The sequence below is a fragment of the Nonomuraea sp. LP-02 genome (assembly GCF_036289125.1).
GTDB classification, from domain to species: domain Bacteria; phylum Actinomycetota; class Actinomycetes; order Streptosporangiales; family Streptosporangiaceae; genus Nonomuraea; species Nonomuraea bangladeshensis.
On the sequence record NZ_JAXCLK010000001.1, the window covers coordinates 6,656,771 to 6,674,833 of the forward strand.

The window sequence follows — 18,063 nt, forward strand, 5'->3', positions numbered from 1 at the left end:
TCCCCCTCATCAGGGGATGTAAGGGCTGCTGGGCGAAAGTCGGCGTAGCCGTGCGGCTCAGCCGGGATAGGGGCGGTTGAACCGGGGCGGGGTGAACGGGACATAGCGGGGGGCGGGGTCGGCCGTCAGGGCCGCCGCACGGGCATTCATCGCCGGGGCGGACGTCGCGGGCCAGTGACCGCTCCGCAGCCGGTCGAGCATCGTCAGCAGCGCCGCCTCCTGTTCCTCCGGCGAGAAGTCGCAGTGGCCGACGGTCTCGGTGTACGTCTGGCGGAGCAGGGAGCCCGCTCCGGCCCGGCGCACGTTCTCCTCGTACGACTGCTGCTGGGCGACGGTGGAGATCTGGTCACCGATGCCGGACACGGTCAGCACAGGGATGCGCAGGTCACCGTTCAGGACGATGCCGCGCGAGAAGCGCTTGACGGCGTCCGGGTCCGCCGCGATGCGGGGCGCCGCGGCCAGGTTCCTCAGGTCGGCCGCGAGGTCCAGACCTGCCGCCTTGTACAGGTCGCGGACGGCACGCCGGAGGACGGGATCGGCGAGGCTCAGTTGCTTCTCGTAATCCACGCCGGTGTTCCAGGACGGGTTCCCGCCGACCACGTCCATGATCTGGCGCCGGCTGCTCATGGCCTGCCCCACGTAGGGCAGGGGCCCGCCGGCGAGCGCCAGGTAGGCGCCCTGCTGCAACGCGTCGGCGTCCCCTCTGTCCGGAGGCGGCGGCGTGGACCCGCCGGGGTTGCGTCCCCAGGCCGGCAACTGGCCGACAGCGGCGGCCAGCGCGATCCGGGCCCGCCCCTCGGGAGTCTGCTGAGCCGCGGCCAGGGCGTCGATCCATGCCTTCCGGGCCGAGTCGACGTCCTCCGGGATGTCGACGACCGGCAGCCCCGGCGCGACCAGGCGCTCGAGGACGAAGACCGTATCGAGCTTCTGATTCCACTGGCCGACGGATCCGCCGAGGCCGCCGCACATGGGGACAGCGGCGTCGAAGGTGCCGGGGTGGACCTGGGCGACGCCGGCGGCGACGAAACCGCCCATCGAGGTCCCGGAGTCGATCGCGTACCGTGCCGGGCCGTAGGCGTCCTCGAAGCGGGCCAGCGCCTCTGCCTGGTTGTCGATGGCGGACCGGATGTCCCAGCCGGTGATCGCCCGGCTCGTCCCGCCGCGGGCCACGCCGTCGGCCAGCAACCGCGCGGTCAGGGGCTCGTTCCGGCCCGAGCCGGCGAAGTCGAGGGCGACCACTACGGCGCCGTTCCAGCGGGCCGGGACGACGAACTCGTAGGGCGTGCCGTCATCGAGGGTGCCGCTGACGCAGGTGGGGCGGGCGGGGGAGTCCGGCAGGCACGGCGTGCCGCCGGGGGGCGTGGCGGAGGCGGCGGTCCCGCTACCGGCGACGGCCGCCAGCGCGAAGGCCAGGCACGCGATCGTTCTGCGGCGGATCACAGCGACAGCCCCTTCGACTCGACCTTCCACCCGTCCTCGGTGCACAGTCCGCAGTCGGGGCCGACGAAGCGCGCCCCGGCGGCCCGGTCCCCGCGCAGGATGTAGTCGAACCAGTCCGCGGCCACCTGCCAGCCCTTGGTGGCCTCGAGACCGGCGATCAAGCCGGTGTGGCCGGCCGCGGTGTCGCTGACCAGGGCGGCGGGAACGTCGAGCAGGGCGTAGTTGTCGATGCTGTTCTGGTGGGCGACATCGTCCGGACCGCCGTTCACCAGCAGCGTCGGAGTGTGCAGATCGGCGAGCCGGTCGCGCCCGTAGCCGCCGAAGGCCGGCTCCTTGAAGTACCCGGTGTTGAATCCGGCGACGGCGTCGATCATGGGATCGGTCCCGGCGGCGAGGGCCTCGACGCCGCCGCAGCTGTGGCCGAGCACGCCGACCCGCGTCGTGTCCACCCGCCCGTCGAACTGCTTGCCGGACTGCTTCGACCCGGTGGCCCAGTGGGCGGCCGCGAGGAGGGCCTCGGGGTGCGCGATCGTGTTCTCGGGGGTGTTGGGGACGGCGAACTCGTCCACTCCGCCGTTGGCCACGACGATGTATCCCTGGGAGGCCAGGCCGGTGAGGAAGGTGATCCCTTCGAGGTTGCTCGTCGCGCAGGCGCCGTTGCCGTAGACGATCACGGGCAGGCTGTTCTTGGGCAGTGCCTTGAGATTCGCCGGGCGGTAAACGGTGTGCCCCGGCAGTCCCTCAGCGGCCTCACGCACCGTGGGCAGCACGGCCCGCGTCGAGGCGCCGGCAGAGGGGGTCTTCGGCGACGGATTCCGGGCGGACGACGCCGCGGCGCCGGAGCCGGCGAGGACGACTGCCCCCGCGGTCGCCGCCAGCAGGATCCGCGCGGTCATGGAGCGGGCAAACATGGTTGCGTTGCCTCCACGGTGGATGGACGGGCAGGGGGTGTTGGCTCGAGGCCCGAAGAGGTCCGCGAATGGCCGGCGGGGCGCCTGGCAGCCGCCGTGAGGCGCATGCCCACCGTCAATGAAGACGATCGTTCAGCTTTCTGTCATTGATGTCAATCCCTCTCTTCGCCGCCCGGACGACTTGGCGGAGCGACGGTCCACAGCCGCCGGCAGTCGCGTGATCGGCTGCCCGGCGAGGGACGATGCGGGCAGATCTACGACTCGCTCGGGGGGCCCGGCGGCGTCCGCCCTGGAGCCGCCCGGGACTCGCCATCACACGAGAGCTCATGACCTGCGGTGACCTGGCCGGTTGGCGGTGACCCCGGCAGTGGACCAAAGCGTGACATTCAGATAACGAGCGCACGATCAGGCGTTGTCAATATACTCCTGATGTGAACGATCGAGAGAGCTCTGAGGCGGAGGGCGTCGATTTCCCGCGCTTCCAGGTGGGCGCACCCCCGCAGCACCTGATCACGACGCTTCTCGGGGACTACTGGATCAGCCGGCCCGAGCAGTTGCCGTCCGCGGCGCTGGTGCGGCTGACCGAGGAGTTCGGTGTCTCCGCCGTGGCGGCCCGGGCCGCGCTCAGTCGCCTGACCAGGCGGGATCTGCTGGAGTCGTCCAAGATCGGCCGGCGCACCTACTACCGCCTGACGGATCGGGCCGCTGCGGTGCTGCTGGAAGGGCGGCAGCGGATCATGTCCTTCGGCCTGGAACAGGGCGCGTGGGACGGACGATGGGTGATGGCGGCCTTCTCCATCTCCGAGGAGCAGCGCGACCTGCGCCACGCGCTGCGCGCCAGGCTGCGCTGGCTCGGCTTCGCCCCGCTCTACGACGGGCTGTGGGTCTCGCCGACCGCGAACGCCGACAGCGCGGCGGCCGTGCTGGCCGAGCTGGAGATCCCCATGGCGACGATCTTCCGCGCCGAGGCCCTTGACCTCGCGGGCATGCGCGCCCCGCAGGAGGCGTGGGACTTCGATGAGCTTCGGCGCACCTATGAGGGCTTCGTGGCCCAGTACGCGCCTCTTCTGGAACGTGTCCGCAGGGGCGCGGTCGGCGCGTCCGAGGCGCTGGTCGCGCGCACGGGGATCATGGACACCTGGCGGACCTTCCCCAACCACGACCCCGACCTGCCGACGGAGCTGTTGCCGGCCGACTGGCCGCGCGCCGCGGCAAGAGACCTTTTCGTGGAGATCTACGACACCCTGGGCCCGCTCGCCGAGTTCCGCGTCAAGCAGATCGTCGCGGAGTTCGAGCCCGAACTGGCCGAGCTGGTCGCCCACCATCGGACCAGTTCCATCCTCGCGCTCACCTGATCGCTCCCGGCGGTGGGGCGGCGTTTCGGCTCGCCCCGCTCGTCATCGCCTCCGCACAGCCACCTCTTGACAGGTGTGCATCTCTAGATGTGACACTTATCCCCACGACCGCAAAAATAACTGCAGCATTAGTTGGTCGCGGAAGGATCACCATGAGAATCCCCAGGACCATCCTCGCGGGTACGGCGGCTTTGGCTCTCGCCGGCGTCGCAGCCTGCGGCGGAGGCGACGGCGAGACGCAGCGGCCGGCCGGTGCGACAGCTCTGTACGACGCCCTGCCTGAGGGCATCAAGGAAGCGGGCGTCATCCGATTCGCCGGGGATTCCCACCCGCCCTATCGGATCGTCGCCAACGACGGCAAGACCGTCACGGGCATCGACAAGGAGTTGCAGGACGCCCTCGGCAAGGTGCTGGGGGTCCGCACCGAGATCTCGATCGTCAGCGGCCTGCCCGCGGCGCTGTCCGGCATGCTCGCCTCCAGGTACGACGCCTTCAACGGTCCGGTCAAGGACAGCGCCGAGCGGGAGAAGCAGTTCGACGCGCTCGTGTGGATGGTCACCCGGACCTCCTACCTGATCCCCAAGGCCGGATCCTCGGCCATCAAGAGCTCGGACGACCTGTGCGGCAAGCGCGTCGCCGGCACCGCGGGCAGCATCGTGGAGGACCAGGCCAAGCGCCTGACCGAATGGTGCGCCAAGCAGGGTGAGCCGGGGATCGACTTCATCGGCTTCGCCGACACCAACGGCACCATCCTCGCCGCCAAGTCCGGCAGGGCCGATGCGGCGGGCATGACCGAGAGCGCCGCGCTCGACGTGCTCTCCAAGGAGAAGGACGCCTTCACGTACGTCACGCAGACCGAGGAGCAGGGCGCCGGTGTCGACCAGCTGGCGATGCTCGTGCCCAAATCCAGCGGTCTCGGCCCCGTCATGCTCGACGCGTTCAAGGAGATCTTCAAGAACGGCGAGTACAAGAAGATCATGGACAAGTACGGGCTCCAGAACGTGGCGGTCCAGGAGCCCAAGATGAACACCGCGGCGGCGCAATGAGCGTGGCACCACAGGCCGTGGACGTCGCCGCCGCCCGGCCGCGGATCCGCCCCCTGCGCTGGGTCGCCGGGGTCGTGCTGCTCGTGCTCGTCGCGCAGTTCGCCTGGTTCCTCGTCACCAACCCGCGGTTCGAGTGGCCGGTGGTCGGCAAGTATCTGTTCGACCCGAACGTCCTGCGCGGCCTGGGCATGTCGCTGCTGCTGACCGTCATCGTGATGCTGCTGGGCAGTGTGCTCGGGGTGCTTCTCGCGGCGGGCAGGCTGAGCGGCTTCCGGCCGGTGGTCTGGGCCTGCGGCGCCTACGTCACGGTCTTCCGCAGCATACCGCCCCTGCTCCAGCTGATCTTCTGGTTCAACCTCGGTTACCTGCTGCCGCGGATCCCGCTGGGCGTGCCGTTCGGCCCGACCTTCGTCTCGTGGCCGACCAACTCGGTGATCAGCTCGCTGACCGCGGCCGTCATCGGGCTCACCCTGCACGAGGCCGCGTACATGGCCGAGATCGTCAGGGCCGGCATCCTGGCCGTGGACGGCGGCCAGCGCGACGCCGCCCGCGCCATGGGGTTCACGGCGAGGCAGAGCTTCGTCAAGATCGTGCTCCCGCAGGCGATGCGGGTGATCGTCCCGCCCGCCGGCAGCGAGTTCATCAGCCTGCTCAAGGGCACTTCCCTGGTCAGCGTGATCGCGATGGCCGACCTGCTGTACTCGGTGCAGGTGATCTACAACAGGACCTACGAGATCGTGCCGCTGCTGATCGTCGCCTGCGCCTGGTACCTGGTGGTGGTCACCGCCTTGTCGCTCGGCCAGCGGCGCCTGGAGCGGCACTTCGGAAAGGGGCAGCGGTGAGCGGCACACCGGTCCTGCGCATCCGCGACGTACGCAAGCAGTTCGGCGACCATGTGGCGCTCGACGGGGTGAGCCTGGACGTGCACGAGGGCGAGGTCGTCACCGTGATCGGCCCGTCCGGGTCGGGCAAGTCGACCCTGGCCCGCTGCGTCCACCAGTTGGAGAGCATCGACGGCGGGGCCATGTACCTCGACGGGGAACTGCTCGGCTACGAATTCCACAGGGGCCACCTGCGCCCCCTGCCCGACCGGCGCGTGGCCGCCCAGCGCAGCCGCATGGGCATGGTCTTCCAGCAGTTCAACCTGTTCCCGCACTGGAATGTGCTGCGCAACGTCGTCGAGGCGCAGGTGCTGGTCCACGGACGGAAGCCGGAGCAGGCGCGTGAGGAGGCGCTGCGGCTGCTGGAGCGTGTGGGTCTCGCCGACAAGGCGGACGCCCATCCCCGGATGCTCTCCGGCGGACAGCAGCAGCGCGTCGCCATCGCCCGGGCCCTGGCCACCAACCCACGGATCATGCTGTTCGACGAGCCCACCAGCGCGCTGGACCCCGAGTTGGTGGACGAGGTGCTGAGCGTGGTGCTCGGCCTGGCCCGCGGCGGCATGACCATGGTCATCGTGACGCACGAGATGAGCTTCGCCCGCGAGGTGGCGGACCGGTGCGTCTTCATGGAGAACGGCCGGGTGATCGAGACCGGCACGCCCGAGGAGATCTTCGACAACCCCGCCTCGCCCCGCCTCGGGGCCTTCTTGTCGCGCTTCTCCGGGCGCGCGGCCCGAACTTCAGAACGCCTGCTGGAGGAGGAGACCACCTCTTGAGCTTCACGGTAATGGCCGTCGGCGACCTCGTCGTCGACGAGCCCGACCCCGCGTCCTTCTTCGCCCCGGCCCGGGAGACGCTGGGCCGGGGCGATGTGGTGATCGGCCACATCGAGGTGCCCCACAGCACGTCCACCGCCCAAGTCAGCACCGACGTCCCCGCCCCGCCCGCCGATCCCGCCGCGCTCTCCGCGGTCGCCGATGCCGGCTTCCACGTGGTGACGCTCGCGGGCAACCACGTCTACGACGTCGGCGACCAGGGGGTGGCCGACACGATCGCGTACGCCACCGAGGCCGGATTGACCACCACGGGTGCCGGCATGACCCTCGACCAGGCTCGCCGCCCCGCCGTCGTGGAGCGCGACGGGTCGCGGATCGGCGTGCTCAGCTACAACTGCGTCGGCCCCCGCGAATCCTGGGCGACCAGCCGCAAGCCCGGCTGCGCGTACGTCAAGGTGCTGACCCACTACGAACTCGACCACGCCAGCCCCGGCGGGCCGCCCGCCGTCTACACCTTCGCCGACCCCGCCTCTCTGGAGCGGATGGCCGAGGACGTGGCGGCCCTGGCCGCCGAGGCCGACGTCGTGCTGGTGTCGCTGCACAAAGGCGTCGGGCACACGCCCGCCGTCCTGGCGATGTACGAGCGGCCGGTGGCGCACGCCGCCATCGACGCCGGCGCGCACGCCGTGTTCGCCCACCACGCCCACATCATGCGAGGCGTCGAGATGTACCGCGGCCGGCCGGTCTACCACGGGCTCGGCAACTTCGTGACCGTCACCCGCGCGTTGACGCCCACCACGGGCGACGAAGGTGAACGGGCCGCGTGGGCGCGCCGCAGAGTCGAGCTGTACGGCTTCGCGCCCGACCCGGACATGCCGTACTACCCCTTTCATCCGGAGAGCCGGAACACGGCGATCGCGGTGTGCCGGTTCGATCGGAACGGCCTGGTCTCGGCCCGCATCGTGCCCTGCTGGATCGACGACGCGGGCCGTCCGGTGCCGCTCGGCGACGACGCGGAGGGGCGGCGGGTCGTGTCGTACATCGAGCACATCACGCGACAGGCGGGTCTGAAGACGGAGTTTCAGTGGGAGGGAGACGAGGTGGTGCTGCGTGGCTGACCGTCCGCTCGCCGGCCGCACGGTGATCGATCTGACCACCGCACTGTCCGGACCGTACGCGACCCTGCTGCTGGCCGGGCTGGGCGCCCGCGTGATCAAGGTGGAGAATCCGCTGACCGGCGGCGACACCTCCCGCAACAACGCCCCCTATCTCGGTGCGGACGGGCTGACGCTGGGCCGCCACGGGGACGACGACATGTCCGTGTCGATGCTCCTCCGGGGCCGCAACAAGGAGAGCGTCACGCTCAATCTCAAGCACCCCAAGGCCCGTGACATCCTGGCCGATCTGGTCAGGGTGTCGGACATCATGATCGACAATTACAGCGCCGGCGTCATGGCGCGGCTCGGCATCGGCCACGACTGGGCGAGTGCGATCAACCCGCGCATCGTGTGCACGTCGATCAGCGGCTTCGGCGCGCAGGGCGGTCCCGGCTCGGGAAAGGCGATGGACACCATCATCCAGGCGCTCAGCGGGGTGATGATGACCGCGGGCGCGCCCGGCGAGCCACCCGTCCGCTTCGGGCTGCCGGTGGGCGACCTCGTCGCGCCGCTGTACGCGGTGATCGGCACGCTCGCCGCGGTCCTGCGGGCCGACGCGACCGGCCAGGGCCAGCACGTGGACGTGTCCATGCTGGGGGCGCTGACCTCGCTGGTCGCGTGCGAGCCGTTCGACGCCTACGAGAAGCTGGGCCTGCCCATGCGCACGGGGACGACCGTGCCCAGGCTGGCGCCGTTCGGGACGTTCCCCGCCGCGGACGGCTGGTTCGCGCTGTGCGGCCCCACCGACGCCTTCGCCCGCGGCCTGTTCGCGGCGATGGGCCGCGACGATCTGGCCGCGGACCCGCGGTACGCCTCCCGGGACGCGCGCGTGGCCAACGCAGGCGAGCTGCACAGGCTGGTGGCCTCGTGGGTGGCGGACCGCCCGCTCGCCGAGATCCTCGACGCGCTCACCCGGCACGGCGTCCCCGCTGCCGAGGTGCGTGAGCCCGGCGACGCCGTACGCGACCCGCTCGTGCTGGAGCGGGAGGAGGTCGTGCCGCTGGAGCATCCGCGCCACGGTCGTGCCGCGGACCTGTACGGGACCGGCGTGCCGATCCGCTTCTCCGACTCGGAGGCGGGGCTCGACCGGTCGGCGCCCGCCCTCGGCGAGCACAACGCCGAGATCTACGGCGGCCTGCTCGGTCACTCCGACGACGAACTCAAGGCCCTGGCCGAGGAGGGGGTGATCTGACATGCCGATGGCGCTTGCCATGCTGGAGGAGGCGTACGCCCGGCGCGGCGCACCTCCGGCCTCCTCGACCCTCCCGACCGGCGACCGGACGCCGGTCGTCGGCTACGTCGGGGCGGACATGCCGGTCGAACTGCTGACCGCCGCGGGTCTCCGCGCGCTCCGGCTCACGGGCGACCCGGAGTCCGGCTCCGCGCGCGGAGACCGGTACCTGGGCCGCGGGGTGGACCCGACGGCCCGCTCGGTGCTCACGCGGCTGCTCGCCGGGTCCTTCGGCGACCTGGACCACCTCGTGATCTCGCATGACTGCGAGGCCTCCCTGCGGCTGTTCTACGCGCTGCGCGAGCTGCGCCGCGTGGAGCCGGGCACGGGACTGCCCGAGGTGTATCTCGTGGACATCCTGCACCTGCCGCACCGCACGACCGCCCGGTACAACCGTCGCAGGATCGGCGAGTTCGCGGCCAGGCTGGAGGCGTGGACCGGCCGCACCCTCGACCTCGCCGGGGCGGTGGCCGCGCATGACGAGCGGCGCCGCCTGCTGGTCGCCGCCGCCGAGCTGCGCAGGGCGGTGCCCGCCCGCCTGACGGGGCGGCAGTTCCTCGCGGTGGCCAACGCGGTCCTGCCCGTGGCCGAGCACATCGCGCTGCTGGAACGGCTGCTGGCCGAGGCGGGGCAGCTCGAGGAGCACGCCGGGCGGCGCGTCTTCCTGAGCGGCAGCGACCACGACACGCCACACGTGTACGAGGCCGTCGAGTCCGAGGGCTACGTGATCGTCGGCGAGGACCACGGCTTCGGCGGCCCGTCCCCGGAGGGGCTCATCGGCTCGGGCGGCCTGGACGCGCTGGCCGAGCACTACCACTACAGCGGTCCGACCGCTCACCGGGCCACCGTGAGCGAGCGCGCCGCCCACGCGGCGAGAGCCGTACGGCACTGCCGTGCCGAGCTCTTCGTCGCCTATTCCAGGATCGCCGACGAGGCTCCGGCCTGGGACTTCCCCGCGCAGCGGGCGGCTCTCGACATCCCCGCCGTGCTGCTGGAGCGCCAGGAATACGGGCGTGCCGATCTGACCGCCCTGCGGAAGGAACATCCATGCGCAGTGTGAAATCCCTCGCCACAGCGGCCGAGGCGGGCAGACACCAGCGCGAATGGTTCGCCGACCTGCGCCGGCGGGTCGCCGCCGGCGAGCCGTTCGCCCTGCTGAACGCGGACGTCCCGCACGAGATCTTCCGCACGATGGACATTCCGTACGCGGTCAGCCAATGGTGGGCGTCCCTGGTGGCCGCCAAGCAGCGTTCGCAGCACTACCTGGAGTTGGTGCGGCAGCGCGGGTATCCCGACTACTCGGAGCAGTACAACTCGGTCACGCTCGGCTCCGCCTTCGATCCGGAACCTGAGGCCGGTCCGTGGGGCGGTCTGCCCAGACCAGACATCGTCGTCGGCGACGTCACGGGCGACATCACCCGCAAGGTCTTCGACATCTGGGGACACGAGCCGGGGGTGACCTTCTACCCGTTGGAAAGCGCCGCCGAGAACGAGGTCCCCGTCAACTGGTGGGAGCTCATGCCGCACCGCTGGGAGCAGGCCATCGGCCCGGCCAGGTTGGACCTGCTCACCGCGGAGCTGGAGAACCTCGTCAGGTTCCTGGAGACCACCACCGGCAGGCGGTTCAGCGAGTCGCGCTTCCGCGAGGTGATGGCCCTGGTCGACGAGCAGGAGGAGTGGAACCGGAAGACGCGCGACCTCATCGCCCGCACCCGGCCCGCCCCGCTCGGCGTCGTCGACAGCATCCCCAGCGTCATGCTCCCGCAGTGGCACCGTGGCACAGAGTGGGCCAGGGACATCGCCAAGCGTTTCTACGAGGAGGTGCGCGACCGGGTCGAGTCGGGTCAGGCCGCGTGCCCGGACGAGCGGGCCCGGCTGATGTGGATCGGCCGCGGCCTCTGGTACGACATGGGCTTCTACCAGCGCTTCCAGGACGAGTACGGCGCGGTGTTCGTCTGGTCGATGTACCTGGCGATCGCCGCCGACGGGTACATCCGCTACGGCGACGACCCGATGAGAGCGCTGGCGGCGCGCTTCGCCGCCTTCGGCGACCAGCTCTACACCCCGCCGTGGTCGAGCGAATGGTACGTGAAGGAGGCCCGCCTGCATGGCATCGACGGCGTGGTCCACCTGGTCTCCGACGATCCCCGCGGGAGCTACTTCACGGCCAGGGCACTGGAGGCGGCCGGGTTCCCGGTGATCGAGATCCACGCCGACAACGTCGACGCCCGCACCTTCGGTGACGAGGTGGTCGAGCGCGTCGGTCAGTGGCTGGAGAACGTCGTCCTCGCCTGACCTCGATGCCGGCGCGGCGGCGCCCGTCCTGAGGTGGCCGCTCGAAGACACTAGGCAAACATTTGACGATCGTCTTGGAAGCGTCATACATTCCAGACAGTCGCCGTACAACTCAGGGGGAATCCCATGGATCTTTCCGGCAAGGTCGCCGTCGTCACAGGTGCGGGCCGTGGGCTCGGCCGCGCGTACGCCGAGGCGCTGGCCACGGCCGGGGCGGCGGTGGTCGTCAACGACGTGGACGCCGGAGCGGCCGCGCAGGTGGTCGAGGCCATCACCAGTGACGGAGGCAAGGCCGTGGACGTCGTCGCCCCGGTCGGCTCCGCGGAAGTGGCCGAACGGCTGGTCGCCACCGCGGTCAAGGAGTTCGGCCGGCTGGATGTGATGGTCACCAACGCCGGCATTCTGCGCGACCGGGTGTTGTGGAAGATGTCGGACGAGGACTTCGACGCCGTCATCGACGTTCATCTGCGCGGTACGTTCACCTGCGCGCGGGCGGCGGCGGCGCGGATGCGCGAGCAAGGGACGGGCGGCCGGTTGATCCTGATCTCCTCGCCGGCCGGGCAGCGGGGGAACTTCGGCCAGACGAACTACGCGGCGGCCAAGGCCGGCATCGTGGCGATGGCCCGCACCTGGGCGATGGAGCTGGCCAGGGCGAACGTCACGGTGAACGCGGTCGTCCCGGTGGCCGCGACCGAGATGACCAAGACCATCCCCGTGTTCGCGCCGGTCATCGAGGAGGCCGAGCGCACCGGGAAGCCGTTCCCGGACTGGCTGCGCAAGGACGAGGGACTGGGCACGGTCGAGGACGTGGCAGGGCTCGTCGTCTTCCTCGCCTCCGACGCCTCCGCGGGCGTGACCGGCCAGGCGATCGGCGTCGGCGGGGACCGCCTGGCACTGTGGGCGCATCCGAAGGAGAAGGCAGTGGCGTTCGCCGACGGCGGCTGGACGGCCGAGACCATCGCCGCCTCATGGGAGGCGGGTGTCGGCGCCGAGCCCGAGACGTACGGCATTCCCGCGCCGAAGGCGCCCGAGGGAGCCTGAGATGCTTGGGACGCCTGAGATGAACGTCGACGAGCTGGCCGCGATCGACGTGCACACCCACGCCGAGATCTCGAAGGACGGGCACGGGTCGCTGAGCCCGGAGCTGTTCGGGGCCTCTGCGGACTACTTCAAGGCGCACGGGCACCGGCAGCCGACCATCGCGGAGATGGCCGCCTATTACCGGGAGCGGAAGATGGCGGCGGTGGTGTTCACCGTGGACGCCGAGCACGCCACCGGGCACCCGCGCATTTCCAACGAGGAAGTCGCGGAGAGCTGCGCCGAGCATGCCGACGTGCTGATCCCGTTCGCCAGTGTGGACCCCTGGAAGGGCAAGGCCGGGGTCCGCGAGGCGCGGCGGCTGGTGGAGGAGTACGGCGTGCGCGGGTTCAAGTTCCACCCGAGCATCCAGGGTTTCGCGCCCGACGACCGCATCGCCTATCCCCTCTATGAGGCGATTCAGGAACTCGGCGCGATCGCGCTGTTCCACACCGGGCAGACGGGCATCGGCGCGGGTGTTCCCGGCGGGGGCGGGATCCGGCTCAAGTACGGGAACCCCATGCTGGTGGACGACGTGGCCGTGGACTTCCCCGAGCTGCGGATCATCCTGGCCCACCCGTCGTTCCCGTGGCAGGACGAGGCGTTGGCGGTCGCCACGCACAAGCCGTACGTCTACATCGACCTGTCGGGGTGGTCGCCGAAGTACTTCCCGCCGCAGTTGGTGCGGTACGCCAACACGCTGCTGAAGGACAAGGTGCTCTTCGGGTCCGACTATCCGGTGATCACCCCGGACCGCTGGCTGGCTGACTTCGACAAGCTGGACATCAAGCCCGAAGTCCGCCCGAAAATCTTGAAGGACAACGCCGTACGCCTGCTCGGGCTCGGCGGAGCAGAGAGGACGGCAGACAGATGACCACGACGGTGAGCGGGCTGGACGAGATCAGGGCGCTGGCCGGCAGGGATCTCGGCCACAGCGGCTGGCTGGAGATCACCCAGGAGCGGGTGAACGTCTTCGCCGAGGCCACCGGCGACCACCAGTGGATCCACGTCGACCCTGACCGGGCGAAGGACGGACCGTTCGGCGGCACGATCGCCCACGGCTACCTGACCTTGTCCCTGATCATCCCGCTGTTCAACGAGCTGCTGGAGATCCGGGACGTCAAGATGAGCGTCAACTACGGCCTGGACAAGGTCCGCTTCCCCAGCCCGGTCAGGGTGGGCGCCAGGATCCGCCTTGCCGGTACGGTCGCCTCGGTCGAGGACGTTCCCGGCGACGGCGTGCAGATGACGGTCGACTTCACCGTCGAGGTCGAGGGTGCGGCCAAGCCGGCCTGCGTGGCCCGGGCGATCTACCGGCACTACGCCTGACCTGTGATCCCGTCCGGAGGCGGCGCCTCGGCTGGACGGCTCCTCTGATCCCTCAGCTCACAGGAGGTCCAACACCCATGCGCAACGCCGGACTGGGAGGGTGGCCCGCCCGCCGGGCCCAGATGACACCTGATCGGACCGCCTTCATCTTCGCGGACCGGCCTGTCACCTACGCCGAGGTTCACGAACGGACGACACGGCTGGCGTCGCGATTGCGCGCGGCGGGGGTGCGGGCCGGCGACCGGGTCGCCTACCTCGGCCGCAATCACGTCGCCTTCGTCGAGACGATGTTCGCCTCGCATCTGCTCGGGGCGATCTTCGTGCCGCTGAACTTCCGCCTGGCCGCGCCCGAGATCGGTTACATGCTGGACCACTCGGGCGCGGAGGTGCTGATCTACGCGCCCGAGTGCGTCGAGGTGGTGCAAGCCCTGCCGGACACCGCGACCGCCCTTCGAGAGGTCGTGGCCCTCGACGCTCCGCGGCCGGGGGAGCGGCATTACGACACCTGGCTGGCGGAGGGCGATCCCACCCCGATCGACACGCCCGTGAAGCTGGACGACACCGCGCTCATCCTCTACACCTCAGGCACGACCGGGCGGCCCAAGGGCGCGATGCTGACGCACGGCAACCTCGTCTGGAACTGCTTCAACCTCCTGCTCGGCGTCGACGTCACGAGCGACGAGGTGACGCTGATCAGCGCACCGCTGTTCCACGTCGCCGCCCTGAACCAGACCTTGCTGCCGACCTTCCTCAAGGGCGGCTGCTCGGTGATCACGCCGTCGTGGGACGTGGACGAGTGTTACGACCTCATGGAGAAGTACAGCGTCACCTGGATGTTCGGGGTCACCACGATGTTCGCCGCGTTCGCCCGGTCGCCCAGGTGGGCCGGCGCGGACTTGTCGTCGCTGCGCCACCTCATGGCCGGGGGAGCGGCGATCCCCGCCGCGCTGATCCGCACGTACCAGGAACGGGGCTTGGTGTTCTGCCAGGGATACGGGCTCACCGAGACCGCGCCCGGCGCCACGTTCCTCGAGGCCAGTCAGAGCGTGCGCAAGGTGGGGTCGGCAGGGGTGCCGGTGTTCTTCGCCGACGTGCGGGTCGTGCGGCCCGACGGCACGGACGCGGCCGAGGGAGAGCCAGGTGAGGTGCTCATCCAGGGGCCGAACGTGACCCCCGGCTACTGGCGCGACCCGGAGGCGACCGCCGCCGCGTTCTCCGATGGCGGCTGGTTCCGCTCCGGCGACATCGGCGTTCGGGACGAGGAGGATCACCTGTACGTCATCGACCGGGTCAAGGACATGTACATATCGGGCGGGGAGAACGTCTATCCGGCCGAGGTTGAGGCAGTGATCTTCGAGCATCCGGCCATCGCCGAGGTCGCGGTGCTCGGCGTACCCGACGCCAGATGGGGCGAGGTCGGCCGCGCGTTCGTGGTCCTACGCCCCGGAGCGAGTGTCACCACCGATGAGCTGCGCGAATTCCTGCGCCTTCGCTTGGCCAAGTACAAGATTCCGGCCTATTTCGACATCGCGGACGACTTGCCGAAGACGGGTTCGGGAAAGATCCAAAAACCGCGACTGCGACGCCTTCCCTTGCCGGGCGCCGACTCCTCCGCTTCTTCGCCGGCTGACCGGTGACGTCCGCCTGGCTCCCGGCGTACCGGGTGCTCGAGGTCGGTTAGGGCCGCCGTGCGGTTTCAGGTCGGGCTGGCCCTTGAAGGTGTCATTCATGGGCTCGATCAGTTGGCGGATCGAGTTGAGCAGGTCCCGGTCGTGCTAGCAGGCTCGGTGGACCGGCGGGTGCGCAGATCACCGGAAGCAGCGGGAGTGTGAGCGGCAGTAGCCGTAGCCGGCCAGGTCCGGGCGAGGGACGATGGGGCGGGGGCGGCCGCACTTGATCGGGGGCTCACGCACTACCCGGAAAGCAAAATGTGGAGGCCCGGATTCGACCGGAGCCCCCACATGTGCGTGCGGTGTGTGTCCGAGGGGCGAGCGCCACCGGACGCACATGGCCTGCCGCAATCCCTATTCCCGTGCACCACATTCACGTGGCCTGACGATGTCCGTGACGGTTCAGGTGGAAACCTTCCACTCATCGGTGAGCCAGGCCAGATCCGCTTGGTGGCGCTCGCGGGCGAGACGCTCACGTTCGAAAAGGGCTTCGGTCTTGGTCAGTACCAGGGTGTACGGGCGGCCCTGCCGCCTGGTCTCGTGATGGACCGGCAGCTCACCCTCATCGATCCTGGCGTGGACATGCCTGCGCCTGTCCTTCGCGAGCGGCCAGTCGAGAGCGCGTCGCTCAGGGTCTCGGAGGAACGTGCCGAGCTTCTCGCACAGCTCGCACGCGCATCCGGTGGGCAGTTCGATCGACCAGTCGCCCGGCGCGCGTTGTGGCTGCGCCAGTAATGCGCGGATTCGATCGGCACAGTAGAGGGCCAACTCGTCGAAGCCCCCTTGGCGCGTCCCGGCGGCACGCAGCGTCGCCATCGCCAGGGCGTGCGCCCGATCACCGGGCGTTCGCGCGAGCTTGTGGGCGTTCTCCAGAACGTCCGTTGATCCCAGCCCGGCCGCAGCTGCGATGATCCCGGAGCATGGCGCCCCCAAGGCGGTCAGCCATGCTTCCCGCCGGGAGGTGAGCGGCCCGTCGAGTGCTGGAGCGACCTGACCCGCGAACATCGTCCATGACAGTTCGACGATGCGGCGGGTGGCTGCGGTGGACGCGTTCCCCTCCGCCGAGAGCGCGGCACACAGCTGTGGGAGATCTTCGAACCACTCCAACGGTGCCTGAGCGAGACCGTAGGAGCCGGGTCGCCAGCCCTCTGTCCAGTGGCGCAGCAGGCCGTCCATCCAGATGTCGCCGTAGTGCGTGGCCAGGGCCGCGAATGCCGGACCATGAGGAGGGACCAGCCGCTCCAGTGCGAAGGGCCGCAGCAGCATGGCGGCGACCTGCGCGTCATCCAGCTCCCTGGCGGCTTCCAGCGCCTTGCCGATCAGTTCGGTCTGGCCGGGGTAACGGCCGGCGGCGTGCCAGAAGGACTCCAGCGACCGCGCCGCCTCGCGAGCTTCCGCGATTTTCCCGGCACGGGCCGTCGTGGCGAGTTCGTCCAGCGCCCACCCTGGAGACGCCTCGGCCCGGCTGGCGAAGCCCTGGCTCCGGGGCCAGATGACCAGCGCCGCCCGCCGGTACCAGCGGTCCAGGGTGTTGCCGTAGTTGCCCATGTAGCCCTCGTACTCCGAGGAGTGGGGCGTTATGTCGGCCGTCGGGGTCGTCGAGGCCACTTCGGCGTCGCTGAGGTCCAGCGAGATGTCCTCCAGTCGCCCCGTTTCCGGGCTGATCCAGTGGGCGAGGGTGGTGGAGGTCTCGATCAGGTCCTGGAGGACGTACTGCTTGTCGTCCGCGCTGACCGGGGCCTCGTAGTCGTCGGGATCCTCGTCCTCGTGGTGGCCGTACCACGCGTCCTCGTCCTCGTCAGGGTCGTAGGCGTCCCAGGTCTCCTGGATCTCCGCGAGGGCCAGAGTGATCTCACAGCCCGCCCGCTCGGCCGCGGCCCGCAGCAGGGCGCCCCGCGCGGCGTCCGATCCCTTCAGCCGGGACCAGCTCAGCCCGCGGGCGGTGTACTCGTGGTCGAGGAGATACGCCAGCCGCGTCGGCGGTTCCCCTCGGCGGGAGGTGTAGGGCAGGACGACCGGGATGGCGAAGTGCGTGAGAAGGCCGGCCGCGAGCTCGCTGACCAGTGGATTCTCGGCCGCCGCGGCCTGGCTGTCTCCTGTCAGGAGCAGGTTGTAGGTGAGGGTGACACGGTTGCCCGTTTTGACGGGAAGAACCTGGTGCCGGCAATCGGAGTAGAAGGCCACCAGTGAGACCGCGGTCTTCAGCCCCCGGTACTTCTTGGTCCGGCCCTGATGCTCGATGACGAGCTCGCCGCCGGTGTGCGCGGACGGCAGCGACACCACCAAGGTCGCGACCATGGCGTCGTCCTTCTCGGAGTCCTGGTGCGGGACGAAGAACTGCCCGGTCTCGTACAGGAGCATGGAGTGCAGCTCGGGCATGAGCCGGCAGTGCGGTGGCAGTCCCAGTTCCGCGCGCATCCCGTCGAGGACGGTCGTGAACGCTTCCGTCCACTGGACGCGTACCAGCTCCTTGGGGATCTCCCAGGTGTCGCGCACCTCTGGGTCTATCAGGGTCTGCTCGCCCCGCCCGAACCGTGCCCGGCGGCCGAGCTCGCGCAGCTGGACCGCCTGCTCATCGGCGAGGGGAAACCGCAGTGGGCCGAGTCCATCGACCGTCACCGAGAGATCGGTTTTGGGAAGCTTTCGCAAGGCGCTGTACGCAGCGGGCTCCGCAGACGCGGCGAGCAACTCGGCCAGCCGTTCACGAGCCATGCCGGACACGGAACCTCCCCATTCCGCCGGGGGAACAGAACTACTGCGTGTGGACGCGCTCCAAACCTTATGCGCCAGCTTCACTTAGCGTGACACGAACTTGGCGATGGTGTCGGCGGACATCTGGCCATCCTTGCCAGGAGTGTTCCCCGACCAGCCTCCCGTGTAGCACGCTGTAACTAT

15 protein-coding genes are annotated in these 18,063 nt (G+C 69.9%); 12 read left to right on the forward strand and 3 right to left on the reverse strand.

What is annotated here, in order from left to right; all coding sequences use genetic code 11:
- Positions 1 to 57: 57 nt before the first annotated feature.
- Both SMD20_RS31440 and SMD20_RS31445 read right to left on the reverse strand, forming a co-directional pair.
- Positions 58 to 1,440: an alpha/beta hydrolase family protein gene (locus tag SMD20_RS31440; RefSeq protein WP_329588292.1), complete on the reverse strand. Its 1,383-nt coding sequence runs from the start codon at positions 1,438 to 1,440 to the stop codon at positions 58 to 60.
- Entirely contained in the window at positions 1,437 to 2,336 is a 900-nt protein-coding gene (locus SMD20_RS31445; protein WP_329588293.1) for a poly(ethylene terephthalate) hydrolase family protein, read from the reverse strand. Before SMD20_RS31445 ends, SMD20_RS31440 begins: the two co-directional genes overlap by 4 nt.
- A gap of 446 nt (positions 2,337 to 2,782) precedes the next feature.
- Between SMD20_RS31445 and SMD20_RS31450 the strand changes: the two genes are divergently transcribed.
- The 12 genes from SMD20_RS31450 (at position 2,783) to SMD20_RS31505 (ending at position 15,135) form a co-directional block, all read left to right on the forward strand.
- A complete protein-coding gene (locus tag SMD20_RS31450) occupies positions 2,783 to 3,706 on the forward strand; it encodes a PaaX family transcriptional regulator (RefSeq protein WP_329588295.1) in 924 nt (307 codons plus the stop codon).
- A 152-nt stretch (positions 3,707 to 3,858) separates the two neighbouring features.
- Complete coding sequence (locus SMD20_RS31455) at positions 3,859 to 4,752, forward strand: transporter substrate-binding domain-containing protein (protein ID WP_329588297.1); 894 nt, start codon at positions 3,859 to 3,861, stop codon at positions 4,750 to 4,752.
- Entirely contained in the window at positions 4,749 to 5,594 is an 846-nt protein-coding gene (locus SMD20_RS31460; protein WP_329588299.1) for an amino acid ABC transporter permease, read from the forward strand. The genes SMD20_RS31455 and SMD20_RS31460 overlap by 4 nt, the downstream gene beginning before the upstream one ends.
- A complete protein-coding gene (locus SMD20_RS31465; protein ID WP_329588300.1) occupies positions 5,591 to 6,409 on the forward strand; it encodes an amino acid ABC transporter ATP-binding protein in 819 nt (272 codons plus the stop codon). Before SMD20_RS31460 ends, SMD20_RS31465 begins: the two co-directional genes overlap by 4 nt.
- Positions 6,406 to 7,527 carry a CapA family protein gene (locus SMD20_RS31470; protein WP_329588303.1) on the forward strand — a complete coding sequence of 374 codons (1,122 nt, stop codon included), beginning with the start codon at positions 6,406 to 6,408 and terminating at the stop codon, positions 7,525 to 7,527. The genes SMD20_RS31465 and SMD20_RS31470 overlap by 4 nt, the downstream gene beginning before the upstream one ends.
- The gene (locus tag SMD20_RS31475) at positions 7,520 to 8,758 is read left to right on the forward strand and encodes a CaiB/BaiF CoA transferase family protein (protein ID WP_329588304.1); all 1,239 of its coding nucleotides are present in this window, start codon (positions 7,520 to 7,522) and stop codon (positions 8,756 to 8,758) included. The genes SMD20_RS31470 and SMD20_RS31475 overlap by 8 nt, the downstream gene beginning before the upstream one ends.
- Position 8,759: 1 nt before the next feature.
- Positions 8,760 to 9,857, forward strand: a complete 1,098-nt coding sequence (locus SMD20_RS31480; protein ID WP_329588305.1) for a 2-hydroxyacyl-CoA dehydratase family protein — start codon at positions 8,760 to 8,762, stop codon at positions 9,855 to 9,857.
- Positions 9,845 to 11,092, forward strand: coding sequence for a 2-hydroxyacyl-CoA dehydratase family protein (locus SMD20_RS31485; protein WP_329588306.1), 1,248 nt, complete (start codon positions 9,845 to 9,847; stop codon positions 11,090 to 11,092). Before SMD20_RS31480 ends, SMD20_RS31485 begins: the two co-directional genes overlap by 13 nt.
- A 126-nt stretch (positions 11,093 to 11,218) precedes the next feature.
- A complete protein-coding gene (locus tag SMD20_RS31490) occupies positions 11,219 to 12,133 on the forward strand; it encodes an SDR family oxidoreductase (protein WP_329588308.1) in 915 nt (304 codons plus the stop codon).
- Between the two features lie 19 nt (positions 12,134 to 12,152).
- Positions 12,153 to 13,043, forward strand: a complete 891-nt coding sequence (locus SMD20_RS31495) for an amidohydrolase family protein (protein WP_442942613.1) — start codon at positions 12,153 to 12,155, stop codon at positions 13,041 to 13,043.
- The gene (locus SMD20_RS31500; protein WP_329588312.1) at positions 13,040 to 13,498 is read left to right on the forward strand and encodes a MaoC family dehydratase; all 459 of its coding nucleotides are present in this window, start codon (positions 13,040 to 13,042) and stop codon (positions 13,496 to 13,498) included. The genes SMD20_RS31495 and SMD20_RS31500 overlap by 4 nt, the downstream gene beginning before the upstream one ends.
- Positions 13,499 to 13,575: 77 nt before the next feature.
- Positions 13,576 to 15,135 (forward strand): acyl-CoA synthetase, encoded by a 1,560-nt coding sequence (locus SMD20_RS31505; protein WP_329588314.1) that lies wholly within the window; start codon positions 13,576 to 13,578, stop codon positions 15,133 to 15,135.
- Positions 15,136 to 15,570: 435 nt separating this feature from the next.
- Here the strand turns inward: SMD20_RS31505 and SMD20_RS31510 are convergent, their stop codons facing one another.
- A complete protein-coding gene (locus tag SMD20_RS31510; protein WP_329592732.1) occupies positions 15,571 to 17,880 on the reverse strand; it encodes a 2OG-Fe(II) oxygenase in 2,310 nt (769 codons plus the stop codon).
- Between the last annotated feature and the right edge of the window lie 183 nt (positions 17,881 to 18,063).

Excerpts from the sequence above, each read along its gene's own strand:
- SMD20_RS31460 (WP_329588299.1), top strand. The coding sequence starts at position 4,749 with ATGAGCGTGGCACCACAGGCCGTGGACGTCGCCGCCGCCCGGCCGCGG.
- SMD20_RS31445 (WP_329588293.1), bottom strand. The coding sequence starts at position 2,336 with ATGACCGCGCGGATCCTGCTGGCGGCGACCGCGGGGGCAGTCGTCCTC.
- SMD20_RS31495 (WP_442942613.1), top strand. The coding sequence starts at position 12,153 with ATGAACGTCGACGAGCTGGCCGCGATCGACGTGCACACCCACGCCGAG.
- SMD20_RS31490 (WP_329588308.1), top strand. The coding sequence starts at position 11,219 with ATGGATCTTTCCGGCAAGGTCGCCGTCGTCACAGGTGCGGGCCGTGGG.
- SMD20_RS31510 (WP_329592732.1), bottom strand. The coding sequence starts at position 17,880 with ATGGCTCGTGAACGGCTGGCCGAGTTGCTCGCCGCGTCTGCGGAGCCC.
- SMD20_RS31485 (WP_329588306.1), top strand. The coding sequence starts at position 9,845 with ATGCGCAGTGTGAAATCCCTCGCCACAGCGGCCGAGGCGGGCAGACAC.
- SMD20_RS31500 (WP_329588312.1), top strand. The coding sequence starts at position 13,040 with ATGACCACGACGGTGAGCGGGCTGGACGAGATCAGGGCGCTGGCCGGC.
- SMD20_RS31480 (WP_329588305.1), top strand. The coding sequence starts at position 8,760 with ATGCCGATGGCGCTTGCCATGCTGGAGGAGGCGTACGCCCGGCGCGGC.
- SMD20_RS31505 (WP_329588314.1), top strand. The coding sequence starts at position 13,576 with ATGCGCAACGCCGGACTGGGAGGGTGGCCCGCCCGCCGGGCCCAGATG.
- SMD20_RS31455 (WP_329588297.1), top strand. The coding sequence starts at position 3,859 with ATGAGAATCCCCAGGACCATCCTCGCGGGTACGGCGGCTTTGGCTCTC.